Raw genomic sequence first — 15,300 nt, forward strand, 5'->3', positions numbered from 1 at the left:
TCCTCTCACTCGTGTCTAGGTGGCGGGGGCGGTCAGTCCGGCGGTGACGAAGCCGGCCAGGGCCGTCACCGCGGGGGTGCTCAACGTCTCGGTGCCGCCGAACCGCAGGAGGATGAGCTGGAAGGCGAGGGCCCAGCGCCGGCGCGCCTCGCTCGCGGTCAGGCCGGGGACGGCCTCGGCGAGCATGTCCGCGAAGGGGTCGAGATCGAACCAGTGCGACGTCCAGCTCGCACCGGGATGGGCGAACACGAACCGGGCGAGCAGCCGTAGGTGCAGGTGTCCGGTCGGGTCGGCCTGCAGGTCGACGAAAGGGGCCACCACCACGTCGACGACCTGAGAGATCGGCGTGCCGGCCGGGTCGAGTGAGGCGAGCGGGTCGGCCCACAGCGGACCGAGCCGGGACTGCAGCAGCGCGATGGTGAGGTCGTCCTTGGTGCCGAAGTGATAGTGCACCGCGGCCGGGTTGGCGTCGGCGGCCGCGCAGATCGCCCGGACGGACACCTTGTCGTATCCGTCGGCGAGGAAGAGACGTTCGGCGACGGCCAGCAGGGCGTCGCGCGTGGGCATCGCCGTCGAACCGCGACGCCCGGCACCACGTTCATCTCGGGTGGTCTGGGTCACACGAGCAGCAAAGCACAGTTCAGTCGGTGTTTCAATCAGTGATTGAAATCAGAGGACTGCTACCGGCGAGTAGTGGGACACTCTGCGGCGACGGTCGGACGCGACGTAGGCTGACTGTCGTGGCTGAACACTTTCAAACAGTTGTATTGGGTGCAGGTCCAGGTGGGTACGTAGCCGCGATCCGGTCGGCTCAGCTGGGCATGAAAACCGCCGTCATCGAGGAGAAGTACTGGGGCGGTGTGTGTCTGAACGTCGGATGTATCCCGTCCAAGGCACTGCTGCGCAACGCCGAACTCGCGCACATCTTCAATCATCAGGCCAAGACCTTCGGCATCAGCGGCGACGTCTCCTTCGACTTCGGAGCAGCATTCGACCGCAGCCGCAAGGTCTCGGAGGGCATCGTCAAGGGTGTCCACTACCTGATGAAGAAGAACAAGATCACCGAGATCGACGGATACGGCGTGTTCACCGACGCCAAGACGATCACGGTGGGCGATCGCGAGATCACCTTCGACAATGTCATCATCGACACCGGGTCGACCGTCAAGCTGCTCCCCGGCGTCGAACTGTCGGACAACGTGGTCACCTACGAGGACCAGATCCTCACCCGTGAACTGCCCGACTCCATCGTCATCGTCGGCGCGGGCGCCATCGGCATGGAATTCGGCTACGTCATGGCCAACTACGGCGTGGACGTCACCATCGTCGAGTTCCTCGACCGCGTGCTGCCCAACGAGGACGCCGACTCGTCCAAGGCGCTCGCCAAGGAGTACAAGAAGCTCGGCATCAAGCTGCTCACCGGCACCCGTGTGCAGTCGGTGACCGACAACGGCGACAGCGTGACCGTCACCTACACCGACGCCAAGGACAAGGACGGCGAGCTCACCGTCGACAAGGTCCTCATGTCGGTCGGTTTCGCCCCGCGCGTCGAGGGCTTCGGCCTCGAGAAGACCGGCGTCGAACTCACCGACCGCGGCGCCATCGCGATCGACGACTACATGCGGACCAACGTCGAGGGCATCTACGCCATCGGTGACGTCACCGCCAAGCTGCAGCTCGCCCACGTCGCCGAGGCGCAGGGTGTGGTGGCCGCGGAGACCATGGCCGGCGTCGAGACCATGACCCTCGGGGACTACCGGTTCATGCCGCGCGCGACGTTCAGCCAGCCCCAGGTCGCGTCCTTCGGACTCACCGAGGCGCAGGCCAAGGACGAGGGCTACAACGTGAAGGCGACGACCTTCCCGTTCTCGGCCAACGGCAAGGCGCAGGGACTCGGCGAGACGGCGGGCTTCGTGAAGCTGCTCACCAACGCCGACACCGACGAACTCCTCGGCGGACACCTCGTGGGCGACAACGTCTCCGAGATGCTCCCGGAGATGACGCTGGCCCACAAGTGGGACCTCACCGCCAAGGAACTCGCCCGCAACGTGCACACGCACCCGACCCTGTCGGAGGCACTCCAGGAGACGTTCCACGGCGCGATCGGGCACATGATCAACCTGTAGGCGAGTGAGTGCCGCCGAACGTGTCCGCGAGTGGACACCCCCGTGGCCGCTGGACATCGGGGCGACGGTCGGCCTGCACCGGCGCGGTGCGGGCGACCCCGCTTTCGTCTACGGACGAGACAGGTCGGTGTGGCGGGCGGCGTACACGCCCGATGGGCCGGGCACGCTGACCGTTCGCTCCGATGGCACGACCGTCACCGGACGCGCCTGGGGGCCGGGGGCGGACTGGCTGCTCGAGCAGATGCCCGATTTCCTCGGGGCGAGCGACGATCCGGACGCGCTGGTCCCACGTCACCCCGTGGTGAGCGAACTCGTCCGTCGCACCGAGGGATTGCGCCTCGGGCGCACCGATCGTGTGTGGGAGGCCTTGGTGCCCGCGATCCTCGAACAGAAGGTCGTGGGCGCCGAGGCGTTCCGCGCATGGCGGTATCTGTTGCGCCGCTTCGGTACTCCCGCGCCCGGGCCGGTTCCGGAGACGATGAGGGTGCCACCGCCCCGAGCGGAGTGGACCCGCATCCCGAGTTGGGAGTGGCACCGCAGCGGCATCGAACCGGTCCGGATGCGGACGATCCGCGGGGCGACCGCCCTCGATGTCGAACGCCATGCGGCCAAGCTCACCGTGCTACGCGGCGTCGGGCGATGGACCGAGGCCGAGACGCTCTCGCGGGCGCTCGGCGACCCCGACGTCGTCAACGTCGGCGACTACCACATCCCGAAGCTGGTGGGGCTCACGCTGATCGGCGAGGCCGTCGACGACGCGGGCATGCTCGAGTTGCTCGAACCCTATGCGGGACAGCGACAGCGCATCATCCGGATGGTCACGCGGGGCGGCGTTCGTCCCGAGCGTCGCGGACCGCGGATGACCATCCGCGACTACCGGTCGTTCTGAAGGGGTCGGGCCCCTACGATCCCGTCTTGCGTGCCAGCACGAATTGCCCCTGGCCGGTGACGGTCTGCTCGACGTCGTCCACTCCGGCGCGACGGAGGCGCTCGACGATCTCGTGGTCGTCGAAGATCCGGTACCCGCTCGCTCCGGCGAGTGGCCGGACACCCGGGAGTGAGGTGAGCGGGGTGGCCACCGAGGTGAAGACCACGATCTCGCCACCGGGCGCGGTCACTCGCACCAATTCGTCGACTACTGGTAGGGGATCGGGGATCAGGTAGAGCGCGGCCAGGCAGGTGACCACGTCGAAGGTGTTGTCGGCGAACGGCAGTGCGTGGGCGTCACCGCGCAGGAACGCGGCCCGCCCCACGGCGTTGGTCTGCGCGGCCCGCGCCAGCATGGGTGCGGAGAAGTCCACGCCGATGCACCGACCGTCGCCGGTGAGGCCGTCGGCGATCTCTCGCGTGTAATTGCCGGGCCCACAGGCGACATCGAGCACCAGGCGGTCGCCGGGGCGGGCGAGGTAGGCGCGCAGCGCGCGATCGAAGTCGGCGGTGGACCGGCCGCCCAGACTGAAGAGCCGCGTGAAAGTCGGTCGCCACAGGTGTTCGTAGATCTCGGCGAAGTACTCGTTGCGCATCAGCCGCTGCGCGATCGACTCCATCTCAGGAGCGGGTGTCGCGCTGGATGCGCAGCGTGTGGATGGTGGTTGCGAGACTGTCGTACTGGCCGACGAGCAAGGTGAAACCGATGAGCTTTCGGTCGTCGAGGTGCCGGGACAACGCCTGCCAGGCGATGTCGGAGACGTCCTTTGTCTCGACGAGTTCGTCGACGGCCCGCAGGATGGCGCGTTCGCGATCGCCCCACCCGGCGTCGGGACCCTCCAGGATGCGGTCGAACTCGTCCGCGGTGATCCCGGCCCGACGGCCGAGGCGTCGGTGATGATCGAGTTCGTAGTCGCATTTCCGAAGGTGCGCCACCCGGATGATCACCATCTCGGAGTCCTTGCGCGGCAACACTCCGAACGGCATGAGTCGGCTGCTGAAGTGGAGCCAGCCGCGGAACAGTCCCTTCGCGCGGCCGAGCGTGGAGAAGATGTGCGCGTCGTCCACACCGATCGTGCGCGCGGCTCCCCGTGCGAAGACGAAATTGACCGGCCCTAGCTCCCGGAAACCACCCGGTGCGACGCGAGGTGTGCCCATGGCCCCACGGTAGACTACGCGGACTATGACGCACAGTACACGGACGTTCACCAGTGTCGACGAACTCAAGGCCGCGATCGGCGAGGATCTGGGGTCGGGCGAGTGGCTCGAGATCACCCAGGAACGGGTCGACGCCTTCGCCGATGCGACCGGCGATCACCAGTGGATTCACGTCGATCCCGAGCGTGCGAAGTCCGGTCCGTTCGGGACGACCATCGCGCACGGGTACCTGACGGTGTCGCTGCTGCCGATGATCGCCGGCAAGATCTTCACCGTCGAGGGTCCCAAGTTGGTCCTCAACTACGGGATGAACAAGTTGCGCTTCCCGAATCCGGTGAAGGTCGGCGCCCGTATCCGGTCCAACGCGGTGATCACCTCGATCGAGGAGACGCCCAAGGGCGTGAACATGGTTGTCACCAACACGGTGGAGATCGAGGGGGAGGCCAAACCCGCCTGCGTCGCCGAGAATCTCCGCGTCCTCGTCTTCTGACCCGGCGCAGAAAGTCTCGGCGCTCAGCGGCGGCACTCGTCGACGGCCGGTTCGCCACGAAGTCGACGATCGAGCCAGTCGAGAGCGACCGGGAAGCCGAGTAGCGCCGCGGCGACGTGTTCACCGAAGATCTCGCGGTAGGCCGCGGTGGCGCCGTGCGCACACTGCTCGCGATAGAGCGCCCGGGCGCCGGCGGCAGGTATCCACCACTCGTGGGTGCCGTGGTAGATCAGCAGCGGAATCGCGGACACGCGATCGGCCATCCGGGTCAGCCGGTAGATGCGTTCGGCGGTCGGCGACCGGAACGGATCGGGGTCGTCGGACAGCACCTGCATCGGTAGGAAGGTCCCTCCGGCGATCGCCTCGGGGATGACGCACACGTTTTTCAACGGCGACGAGGCCAGCCATCGCGCCGGCCGGTTGGCCAGGGCCAGGATTTCCGGATGTTCGCGCACGATACCGAAAGTGGCGGCATGGAACAGGCCGGACGCCAGGTTTGCGTTCATGCTCCCGACGAGCATGCGGAAGTCGGCCGGGACACCGCCGAGTGCCGCCCCGACGACCTGCTCGGTGAGTTCGGGGGCATAGTCGCCCAACAGTTTCGACGCTCCGTGTGTGGCGATGGCGCCGCCGGAGTATCCGGTCATCGCTATCCGACTGTCGCGCAGCGTGTCCGGTCGCACCCGAACGGCAGCGCGGATGGCGTCGAGCGTCACGTGGCCGGCGAGTACCGGTTCGGCGTAGGCCATCCGGGGACCCTGGTGGTCGGGCACGAGAACCGCAAAGCCCTGGTCCAGGGCGAGCTGGGTGGCCGGCGGGATGAGGTCCGTGACCCCGGTCGCAATGGAGAACCCGTGCGCGAGTGTGTATCCGGGCGTACAGGCGGCGCCGAGGGAATCGATCGGGAGGTTGTTCACCAGCATCGGCATCGATGCGTCGACCGCCCGTCGCGGGATCAGCAGGGTCGCCGTGCCGTAGATCGGTGCCCCGACGGCATCGGTGCTCCGGAACTTGATCAGTGTCGCCGATCGGAGCGGTACCGTCACCACGGGACCGGCGGCCGCGGTGACGTCGCGGGTGGCGATCACGTCGCCCGGCGCGCGGCCGAGCAGATCCACCGGCCAGCGGTCGAACATCGGGTCCCCGGTGGGCGAGGGCAGGATCGATTCGAGCAATTCGAGTGTGCGGTGGTCGAATCCGCCGGCCCGCGCACGCGGTGGGATGACGCCGAGTCGGGGAATCGGCGGCGGGGGCACCGCCTCGTCGATCGCCCCGACGACAGGCGGCGGCAACGGCATCATGTTCGGTGGGTCGGCGGCCGCGCGTCCGACATGCGACGAAGCGAGGACGGCGGCGAGCAGGACGCCGACCGTCCACACCGATCGGTGCCGGAGCGGTGACCCGCGGCGGTGTGAGGTAGTCGTCATGACGGTGCCTCCGCTTCACGGGCGCCCCGATGCGCCCGCCACCTCGTGACGGTAGGACGCGCGACCGGGCCCGGGCGCCCAACGCGTATCGATGGTCGCCACACCGAGACGCAACCGTGATATCAGGTGCCCAAGGAGTATTCGCGTGTCGCCCGACCGGACTACACGTGCGATCGCCTGCGCCATCGGCACGGCGTGTGCGCCCCGCGCCATCTAGCATTGGCCCACAGGTGATCGCGATTCGAGTCGTCAGATGTGCTGCCGGGGGGCGGGGACTCGACGGTCACCGATGTGAGACGGGAGATCGGCGATGCCGATAAGGGGAGTTCGACGATCGGTTCGACGGGCAGCGATCGCAATCACGGCGGTGGCAGCCGCGGTGGCTCTCGTCGCGGGTCCGACCGGGACGAGCGGGACGGCCGACGCCGAACCGCCCAACCTCACCTCGGTCCCGTCGCAGCTACCAGAGGACATCGACGCGGTGATCCCGCCGCCGCCGGTCAAGAAGTTGTCACGCATCCCGGAACGGTCCCGTATCCCGGGCGCCTCGCAGGAACTGCAAGAACTCCGCGAAGCGCTCATGCCGTCGCCGAGCGGAGACCGATTCTTCGATCACTGGCCGGCGGGGCTGGGTGCGCGGACCCCCGGGGAGATCCTGTCCACACGGTCGGTGACGCGCGTGGCGCAGCCGCTCGTCTTCGTCCCGCTGCGGTCGGCGCGGCAGGTCAAGTTCCGGACAACCGACGCGAACGACGCACCGATGTTCGGCACCGCGACCCTCCTGGTGCCGGCCAAGGCGTGGACCGGGCGGGGAGCCCGGCCCGTCCTGATCAACAATTCGCCGATCGTCGCGTTGGGTACCAGGTGCACGACAGGGTTCACCTACGCGCACGGTTTCACCAACAACACGAACGAGACCGATCTGATCCCGCCGTTCACCCAGCTCGCACTCGATCGCGGTTATGCGGTGCTCGTGCCCGATCACACGGGGCCCCGGATGGCGTACGCCGAGCCGTATGTCGCGGCACACGTGATCCTCGACTCGGTCCGCGCGGCCGCAGACCTCGACCCGACGAACTTCGCGTACGGACCCATCGCGATGGTCGGCTACTCCGGCGGGGCGATCGCCACCCACGGAGCGGCCAAGCTCGCCGCCGGATATGCACCCGACATCGCCGGCCGTTTCGTGGGAGCGGCCATCGGCGGGGTGCCTGCCGACTACCGGTCGCTCGCCGGCGCCATGAATGCGAACCTGGCCTCCGGCGTCTTCCACGCCGGGATGCTCGGTGTCGCACGCGAGCGGCCCGAGGTCTTGCGGATGTCGAACAATCTGGCGAGATGGCTTGCGACGTCGGAGATCCGCAACATCTGCACCGACGACATGGGCAATCTCGGCATCGCCCACCTGCCGACCCAGCTGCTGTCGACCGACCCGGATCCGTTCCACTCCGCACTTGCCGAGAAGCTGTTCGAGGTCACGGCCATGTCTGATCTCGAGGCGTCGATGCCGTTGCTGATCTACCACGGGCGCTACGAGTGGTGGGTCCCGGCTAGTCAGGCACGGGCGCTGTTCGACCAGCAGTGTGCGCTCGGTGCCACCGCTATCTACCGCGAATACGGGGCCGAGCACGTGTCGGCGGCCGCGCTCGGCTTCCCGGACACCGCGAGATGGCTCGACGACCGGTTGCGTGGGCTGCCGGCACCGAACGGGTGCCGACGCTGATCGTGGTACGGCCCTTCGCGGCTCGTCGCTAGCTGTAACTCTTGGGGAGGTTGTGAACGGCGTGGTTCCGGTCAACAGGTGAGGGCCTCCGGTATCGATGTGGTTACCACACACACGCCGATCACCAAGAGGCCCTCATGACCCACCGTAATGCTTTTCTGACCGAACGTGGCCGTCTGGCCCTGGCTCAGTGCGTCGTCGACCAGGGTTGGCCTCTGCGACGAGCCGCGGAACGATTCAACTGCTCCACCGCGACCGCCAAGAAGTGGGCTGACCGCTACCGGCAGACCGGTGAGGCCGGCATGGCAGATCACTCCAGCCGGCCCCGCCGCTCACCCACCCGACTTGCGGTGCGCCGTGAACGTCGAATCATCAAGCTGCGGTTTGTCCGTCGCTGGGGCGCTGCACGTATCGCCGCGCACCTGCGGCTGGCGAGATCGACCGTTGAGGCGGTGTTGCGCCGGTATCGGATGCCGCTGTTGCGTCACTTGGATCAGGCCACCGGTCTTCCGGTACGCCGGACCCCGCCACGCCGCTACGAACACGACGCTCCCGGCGACCTGATCCACGTCGACATCAAGAAGCTCGGCCGCATCCCTGAAGGCGGTGGGCACCGCAAACTCGGGCGTACGATCGGCAACCGGCACAACAAGAAACACCGCCCGGGGTACGCGTACTTGCACCACGCCGTCGATGACCATTTCCGGCTGGCGTACTCGGAGATCCTCACCGACGAACGCAAAGAGACCGCCGCGCAGTTCTGGGACCGGGCGATGGCCTTCTTCCAAGGGCACGGCATCACCGTGCGGCGAGTGATGACCGACAACGGATCGTGTTACCGATCAAAGGTTTTCGCGGAATCTCTCGGCGTCGATATCAAGCACAAGAAGACCCGTCCCTACCGTCCGCAAACCAACGGCAAGGTCGAGCGCTTCAATCGCACTCTGGCCTCGGAATGGGCCTACGCCGAGTTCTACAGCTCAGAGACCGCCCGCACAGCCACCTACGACGACTGGCTGCACCACTACAATCACCACCGAGCCCACAGTGGTATCGGCGGACTCACCCCGATCGAACGCCTACACGTTCACAACCTGCCCGGGTCTTACAGCTAGCGCTCCTCGCACCTCAGGGAGCAGTGGGGCAGGTCGCCAGCGCTCCTCGCACCTCAGGGAGCAGTGGTTGTGTGTTTCGTTCGGATCAGGGAGCGGGACGTGTCTCGGTGAGGCTCATGTACGGCGAGACGCTGCTGGTGTGTTCGTCGATGCGCAGTGAGGCCCCCAGAGCGGGGAATGCACGCTGGGCGCAGTTGGTCCGCTCGCATACCCGGCAACCGGCACCGATCGGCGTGACATGTGCCTGCGGCCCGATCTCCAGGCCGTCGGAGTAGATGACCCGCGCGGCATGGCGTAGTTCGCAACCCATGCCGATCGCGAAGGTCTTGCCGGGTTGGCCGTAGCGAGTCGCGCGGCGTTCGACGGTTCGTGCCACCCAGAAGTAGTTGCGGCCGTCGGGCATCTCGGCGATCTGGGTGATGATCTTGCCGGGGTAGGCGAAGGTCTCGTAGACATTCCAGAGCGGGCACGTCCCGCCGCTCTGCGAGAAGTGGAAACCGGTGGCGGACTGGCGTTTCGACATGTTCCCCGCGCGGTCGACGCGAACGAACGACCAGGGGATGCCGCGTAAGTTGGGTCGCTGCAGTGTAGAGAGCCGGTGGCAGATCGTCTCGTACGAAACTGAGTAGAAGGCGGACAGTCGTTCGATGTCATACCGGAAGTCCTCTGCCGCGCCGTGAAACTGGCTGTAGGGCAGGACGACCGCGGCGGCGAAATAGTTCGCCAGACCGAGTAGTCCGAGCGCCCTGGCGTCCTCGCTGCTGAAATTGGCCTCGTCGACCAGCTTGTCGAGGAGATCCTGGTATTCGAGATAGCAGAGTTCGCTCGCGAGTTTGAACGTCCGCTGCCCCGCCGACAGCGATGCGGAGAACTCCAGGCGCCGGGCCTCGCGGTCGAACCGGTGCAGCGTGTAGTCGCCGAGGTCGACGCGTCGCACGATGCTGATGCCGTGGACGCTCTCGATGCGATTCATGATCTCGCGGCGGATGTCGGCCGAATGCATCCGCATCCGGGTCGTCATCCCCTCGGCAGCGACGTCGAGTTCGTGAATGTAGTTGCGGCGCTGATAGAAGTAGTCGCGCACCTCCTCGTGCGGCGCGCTGATGGTGCCGCGCATGCTGCGATCCCCGCGTTCGTCGGTGGCCGCCGCGAGCTGATCGGTCGCGATCCGATAGCGGCGGTGGAGGTTCACCATCGCCTGCGCCATCTCGGGGTGCGACGTGACCATCGCGCTGATCCCCTGTGCGTCGAGCGCGCCGGGGGAGGCCTCGAGATCGTCGTCGAGCAGGGCCTCCCGCAACTCGGCGACCAGACGGACGTCGTCCTGCGAGTCGAAGAACCCGGCGTCGACGCCGAAGGCCTCGGTGATCTTGGCGAGCACCGAGGCGGTGAGGGGACGCGCATCGTGCTCGATCTGATTGAGATACGACGCCGAGATCGACAGGGTCTGCGCGAGAGCGACCTGCGACAGGCCGCGCTCGGAACGCAACTGGCGTAACCGCGATCCCACATAGGTCCTGCTCATCGTCCACCTCCCGGACAGGTGCCGCCGCCCTGAGCGTCGCCCCCAGGGTACGGTGACCGCGTGCTCACCCTCCTCGGCCGACGCCGCTCGCCGGCAGCGCTGGCCGTGGCGGTCGCGGCCGTGGCGCTCGGCGTCGCGGGGTGTGCAGCCGGTCCGGAGACCGCGCCGGCTCCACGGGGACCTGCCGATCTGGTGCTGTCCGCGTCGGAACTGCCGCCCGGGTACACCGCCGCTCCGCTGTCCGTGTCCGATCTCGTCGGGGGGAACCAGGCCGCCATCGATGCGTCCCGGTCGGCGCGTGTCACGCCCGAGTACTGTCGGCCCACGTCCGATGAGTCGCTCAACAAGCAGCTGACCGCGGACAACTCTGCTGTCCTGGCCGCTCGTGACGGCGCCACGGGGACCCTCGTCGAACTCGTCACCACCGCATCTCGCGACATCGACGCCGATCGTCTGACAACGACGGGCCGTTGCTCGCGCACCACGACGGAGATCACCACCGGGCATCTCTCGGGAAGCCGGGTGCTCACGGTGTACACCGAACTGCCCCAGCCGGATGTCGACGGGGGGTTGCTGCCCGGTGAGCAGTTGCTGGTCACCCGATCCGACGTCACGACGACACTTCCCGACGGCGGCGTCCGCCGGCAGATCGGCTTCGCGGGGTACGCACTGCTCGACCGCCCGGCGTCGGGCCGGGTGACGGTGCAACTCACGGTGTCGGGCGCGCCGACCCGCGCGACCGATCCGCCGACCACGCCGGTCGAGCCGATCGATCCGGCCGCTTTCTCGGCCCTGTTCGACGTCGCTGTCGAACGAGTCACCACGCCCTGAGCCCCGCGGACCGCGATCGGCGCGGCCCCGGATCGTGTGAAGGGCGTCACTCTCGGCCACCTGACCGTTCCCGGCGTCGTGCGGACCGAGAGCGCTTCGGTACCCAGGTGCATTCCTACCCGCGAGTAGAAAATCCCAGTACGGACGTACTTTTTGGCGGGCGGGGCTTCGCGATTCACAGATCAATATTTGCAAACTTTGCACACCGATGACGAAAAATAACCCAGATTTGCAGTGCTCAAGGGTTGGACCTGCAGGTTTGTCTTGTGGCACCCTGGCTGCAGGCACTACCGACACCGAGTCCGCAGGTTCGCAAGTTTCGGCCGAGACTGACGCCGACCGCGAGTCAGCACCTTCAGGCGAGGATGTCGGTTGTCTGTCAGCAGAGAGGTTCCGGCGGCACGCCGGGCCGTCGCCCCGATCCGGCCCCCGGTCGGGACGAGCAGGACAACGAAAGCGAAGTAGCCAATGAGCAACGTCGGAAAGCCCCGTACCGCCGCAGAGATCCAGCAGGATTGGGACACCAACCCGCGCTGGAAGGGCATCAAGCGCGACTACACCGCCGAGCAGGTCGCCGAGCTCCAGGGTTCGGTCGTCGAGGAGCACACCCTCGCCCGTCGTGGCGCGGAGATCCTGTGGGACGGCGTGACCAAGGGTGACGGCAGCTACATCAACGCACTCGGCGCCCTCACCGGCAACCAGGCCGTGCAGCAGGTTCGCGCCGGCCTGAAGGCCGTGTACCTCTCGGGCTGGCAGGTCGCCGGCGACGCCAACCTCTCCGGGCACACCTACCCCGACCAGTCGCTCTACCCGGCCAACTCGGTGCCGAGCGTCGTGCGTCGCATCAACAACGCGCTGCTGCGCGCGGACGAGATCGCCCGTGTCGAGGGTGACGACTCGGTCGACAACTGGGTCGTCCCGATCGTCGCCGACGGTGAGGCCGGCTTCGGTGGCGCCCTCAACGTCTACGAGCTGCAGAAGGCCATGATCGCCGCGGGTGCCGCCGGTACCCACTGGGAGGATCAGCTCGCCTCGGAGAAGAAGTGCGGCCACCTCGGTGGCAAGGTGCTGATCCCGACCCAGCAGCACGTCCGCACCCTGAACTCGGCTCGTCTGGCCGCCGACGTCGCCGGTGTGCCCACCGTCGTCATCGCACGCACCGACGCCGAGGCTGCGACGCTGATCACCTCGGACGTCGACGACCGCGACAAGCAGTTCGTCACCGGTGAGCGCACCGCCGAGGGCTACTACCACGTGAAGAACGGCATCGAGCCGTGCATCGAGCGTGCGAAGTCCTACGCTCCCTACGCCGACATGATCTGGATGGAGACCGGCACCCCCGATCTCGAGCTGGCGCGCAAGTTCGCCGAGGCCGTCAAGAGCGAGTACCCCGACCAGCTGCTGTCCTACAACTGCAGCCCGTCGTTCAACTGGAGCAAGCACCTCGACGACAGCACCATCGCCAAGTTCCAGAACGAGCTCGGCGCCATGGGCTTCACCTTCCAGTTCATCACGCTGGCCGGCTTCCACTCGCTGAACTACGGCATGTTCGACCTGGCCTACGGCTACGCCCGCGAGCAGATGTCGGCGTTCGTCGACCTGCAGAACCGCGAGTTCAAGGCTGCCGAAGAGCGTGGCTTCACCGCCGTCAAGCACCAGCGTGAGGTCGGCGCAGGCTACTTCGACAACATCGCCACCACCGTCGACCCCAACACCTCGACCGCAGCTCTCAAGGGCTCGACCGAGGAGGGTCAGTTCCACTAGGAACCCGACCGCCTCTGGCGTGATTTGGCAAACCAGTCAGGCGGTCCGCGGCTTTCGCTGCGGGCCGCCTGTTGGCGTATCCCGGGCGTGATCAGTACCTGGGAGTCACCCCTGTTCTCGCGAAATCGGTTGTCGCCAGAACGTTTTTCTCCGAGGAGCCGACATGACAAGCCAGACGATCTCCCGCGTCGGGGTGGTGGGGGCAGGGCAGATGGGCGCCGGAATCGCCGAGGTGTGCGCGCGTGCCCACTCGGATGTGCTCGTCTACGAATTCACCCGCGAACTGGCCGCCGCCGGTCGCGATCGGGTCCTCCGATCGCTCGACCGCGGCGTCTCCAGTGGCAAACTGACCGAGCGGGAACGCGAACAGGCGTCGCTTCGACTCCGCTTCACCTCGGACCTGGGCGACTTCGCCGACCGTCAACTCGTGTGCGAGGCCGTCGTCGAGGACGAAACGGTCAAGACCGAGATCTTCACCCAACTGGACAAGGTCGTCGCCGACCCCGAGGCCGTCCTGGCGTCGAACACCTCGTCCATCCCGATCATGAAGCTGGGCATGGCAACTCAGAATGCCGCTCGTGTCATCGGCATGCACTTCTTCAACCCCGTCCCGGTTCTCCCGCTGGTCGAGGTCGTCACCACCCTGGTGACCACGCCGGCGGTCGTCGAGCGCGCCGAGACCTTCGCGCACGACGTGCTGGGCAAGCAGGTGGTCCGATCGGCCGATCGGTCCGGGTTTGTCGTGAACGCCCTGCTCGTCCCGTACCTGCTCTCGTCCATCCGGATGGTGGAGAGCGGCTTCGCGACGGTCGACGACATCGACAAGGCCATGGTCCTGGGCTGCGCCCATCCGATGGGCCCGCTCAAGCTGGCCGACCTCGTCGGACTCGATACGGTCAAGGCGATCGCCGACAAGATGTACGAGGAGTTCAAAGAGCCCCTCTACTCGCCGCCTCCGCTGCTCCTGCGCATGGTCGAGGCCGGCCGTCTGGGCAAGAAGGCCGGCCACGGCTTCCACCGATACGGGTGATCTGACCGGTCTGTCGGGGCGTACGAGTGACCTCTGTCACGAGTGTTAGCAGGATGCTTGCATTTGCTAGCACGGCGTGGATACTGGATATCGGAAACACCAATACCGATGGCGCCGCGGTTCCCCTTTTCTCGCGCGGTGTGAGCCGGATCGAATCGGCTTGCGACACCGAACGTTTCGAGGCGACAGGCGACGGAATGTTCCGACATGCGCCCGGCGAAGATGCCGAGATGAGCGAGACCGCATGTGCTGCAGCGCGATTGGTGACCCAACCCGAAGGAGTCCATTGTGACCACCACCGAACGCAACTATGCCCCCCTCTACGCCGCAGTCGGCGCAGGCGACTACGCCTTCGCGCAGGTCACCGAGAAGCTGACCGAACTGCGTGAGCGCACCGAAGCTGCTGCCGAGACCGCTCAGTCGCGTTTCGACGAGGCCAAGACCCGGATCACGGATCTGCCGGAGACCGCACAGACGCGCTTCGACGAGGCCAAGACCCGCATCGGTTCGCTGTCCGAGGAGGTCCCCGGCGACCTCGAGGAGCTGCGCGGCAAGCTGACCGCCGACGAGCTCAAGCGCATCACCGATCCGTACGTGGAGAAGGCCTACGGCTTCTACACCTCGCTCGCCGAGCGCGGTGAGGCCACGCTCGAACGCCTCCGCACCAAGCCGCTCGTCCAGGAGAACCTCTCGCGTGCCGAGAAGGTCTACAACGACGCGGTCGACCTCACCGAGGATGCTCTCGGGGTCGTGTCCACCCAGACCCGCCTGGTCGGCGACCGCGCGGCGAAGCTCGCCGGCCGCGCAAGTGAGCAGGTCGAGGACGTCGCCGTCGCCATCGAAGAGGCCGGCAGCAACGTCAAGGAGCAGGCCGACGACGCGGCCAAGGAAATCGACGGCGCCGCAGGCACTGTCGAGGCCAAGGGCCGCGCCGCCAAGTCGTCGCCGGCCACCAAGGTGGCCGAGGCCAAGGACACCCCGGTTCCGGCCGTGAAGAAGACCGCCGCCAAGCGGGCGCCGGCCAAGAAGGCTCCCGTCAAGAAGCCGACCACCGCGAAGTAAGCTCTCGCGCAGTCGCATCCGCAACGCCCCCGCCCTCGGCGGGGGCGTTGTCGTGTGTCGGGTGCCGTTGTCTCGGGGGAGGGCCCTCTGTCCCGCGGTGGTGTTTCCGTCCCGCTGATGAG

At 67.0% G+C, this 15,300-nt stretch carries 14 protein-coding genes; 9 read left to right on the plus strand and 5 right to left on the minus strand.

Annotated features, from left to right (window positions below; translation table 11 throughout):
- Positions 1 to 15: 15 nt before the first annotated feature.
- The gene (locus ABIC25_RS22975) at positions 16 to 621 is read right to left on the minus strand and encodes a TetR/AcrR family transcriptional regulator (protein WP_354563318.1); all 606 of its coding nucleotides are present in this window, start codon (positions 619 to 621) and stop codon (positions 16 to 18) included.
- A 119-nt stretch (positions 622 to 740) separates the two neighbouring features.
- Between ABIC25_RS22975 and lpdA the strand changes: the two genes are divergently transcribed.
- Both lpdA and ABIC25_RS22985 read left to right on the plus strand, forming a co-directional pair.
- Positions 741 to 2,126, plus strand: coding sequence for a dihydrolipoyl dehydrogenase (gene lpdA / locus ABIC25_RS22980; RefSeq protein WP_239403404.1), 1,386 nt, complete (start codon positions 741 to 743; stop codon positions 2,124 to 2,126).
- 4 nt (positions 2,127 to 2,130) lie between these two features.
- Positions 2,131 to 3,015: a DNA-3-methyladenine glycosylase family protein gene (locus ABIC25_RS22985; protein ID WP_248644575.1), complete on the plus strand. Its 885-nt coding sequence runs from the start codon at positions 2,131 to 2,133 to the stop codon at positions 3,013 to 3,015.
- A 13-nt stretch (positions 3,016 to 3,028) separates the two neighbouring features.
- Here ABIC25_RS22985 and ABIC25_RS22990 read toward each other — a convergent pair whose 3' ends face one another.
- Together ABIC25_RS22990 and ABIC25_RS22995 are read right to left on the minus strand one after the other, a co-directional pair.
- Positions 3,029 to 3,673: a class I SAM-dependent methyltransferase gene (locus tag ABIC25_RS22990; RefSeq protein ID WP_354563320.1), complete on the minus strand. Its 645-nt coding sequence runs from the start codon at positions 3,671 to 3,673 to the stop codon at positions 3,029 to 3,031.
- A gap of 1 nt (position 3,674) precedes the next feature.
- Positions 3,675 to 4,211 (minus strand): carboxymuconolactone decarboxylase family protein, encoded by a 537-nt coding sequence (locus tag ABIC25_RS22995; RefSeq protein WP_101822214.1) that lies wholly within the window; start codon positions 4,209 to 4,211, stop codon positions 3,675 to 3,677.
- Between the two features lie 25 nt (positions 4,212 to 4,236).
- Between ABIC25_RS22995 and ABIC25_RS23000 the strand changes: the two genes are divergently transcribed.
- The gene (locus tag ABIC25_RS23000; RefSeq protein WP_004022738.1) at positions 4,237 to 4,701 is read left to right on the plus strand and encodes a MaoC family dehydratase; all 465 of its coding nucleotides are present in this window, start codon (positions 4,237 to 4,239) and stop codon (positions 4,699 to 4,701) included.
- A 23-nt stretch (positions 4,702 to 4,724) separates the two neighbouring features.
- Here ABIC25_RS23000 and ABIC25_RS23005 read toward each other — a convergent pair whose 3' ends face one another.
- Complete coding sequence (locus ABIC25_RS23005) at positions 4,725 to 6,128, minus strand: lipase family protein (protein ID WP_354563322.1); 1,404 nt, start codon at positions 6,126 to 6,128, stop codon at positions 4,725 to 4,727.
- A 310-nt stretch (positions 6,129 to 6,438) separates the two neighbouring features.
- Between ABIC25_RS23005 and ABIC25_RS23010 the strand changes: the two genes are divergently transcribed.
- Both ABIC25_RS23010 and ABIC25_RS23015 read left to right on the plus strand, forming a co-directional pair.
- The gene (locus ABIC25_RS23010; RefSeq protein ID WP_354563324.1) at positions 6,439 to 7,851 is read left to right on the plus strand and encodes a lipase family protein; all 1,413 of its coding nucleotides are present in this window, start codon (positions 6,439 to 6,441) and stop codon (positions 7,849 to 7,851) included.
- 137 nt (positions 7,852 to 7,988) lie between these two features.
- The gene (locus tag ABIC25_RS23015) at positions 7,989 to 8,966 is read left to right on the plus strand and encodes an IS481 family transposase (RefSeq protein WP_354563325.1); all 978 of its coding nucleotides are present in this window, start codon (positions 7,989 to 7,991) and stop codon (positions 8,964 to 8,966) included.
- 85 nt (positions 8,967 to 9,051) lie between these two features.
- Here ABIC25_RS23015 and ramB read toward each other — a convergent pair whose 3' ends face one another.
- Entirely contained in the window at positions 9,052 to 10,491 is a 1,440-nt protein-coding gene (ramB, locus tag ABIC25_RS23020; protein WP_004022741.1) for an acetate metabolism transcriptional regulator RamB, read from the minus strand.
- Positions 10,492 to 10,551: 60 nt separating this feature from the next.
- Here ramB and ABIC25_RS23025 point away from each other — a divergent pair, with 60 nt between their 5' ends.
- The 4 genes from ABIC25_RS23025 (at position 10,552) to ABIC25_RS23040 (ending at position 15,178) form a co-directional block, all read left to right on the plus strand.
- Positions 10,552 to 11,322 (plus strand): hypothetical protein, encoded by a 771-nt coding sequence (locus tag ABIC25_RS23025; RefSeq protein WP_354563327.1) that lies wholly within the window; start codon positions 10,552 to 10,554, stop codon positions 11,320 to 11,322.
- A 468-nt stretch (positions 11,323 to 11,790) separates the two neighbouring features.
- Positions 11,791 to 13,086 (plus strand): isocitrate lyase, encoded by a 1,296-nt coding sequence (gene aceA, locus ABIC25_RS23030; RefSeq protein ID WP_004022743.1) that lies wholly within the window; start codon positions 11,791 to 11,793, stop codon positions 13,084 to 13,086.
- 163 nt (positions 13,087 to 13,249) lie between these two features.
- Positions 13,250 to 14,116, plus strand: coding sequence for a 3-hydroxybutyryl-CoA dehydrogenase (locus ABIC25_RS23035; RefSeq protein WP_004022744.1), 867 nt, complete (start codon positions 13,250 to 13,252; stop codon positions 14,114 to 14,116).
- Positions 14,117 to 14,404: 288 nt separating this feature from the next.
- On the plus strand, positions 14,405 to 15,178 hold the full coding sequence (locus ABIC25_RS23040) for a hypothetical protein (RefSeq protein ID WP_004022745.1): 774 nt from the start codon (positions 14,405 to 14,407) through the stop codon (positions 15,176 to 15,178).
- Positions 15,179 to 15,300: the final 122 nt, after the last annotated feature.

This window comes from Gordonia sp. PvP123 (assembly GCF_040547295.1).
Classification (GTDB): domain Bacteria; phylum Actinomycetota; class Actinomycetes; order Mycobacteriales; family Mycobacteriaceae; genus Gordonia; species Gordonia terrae.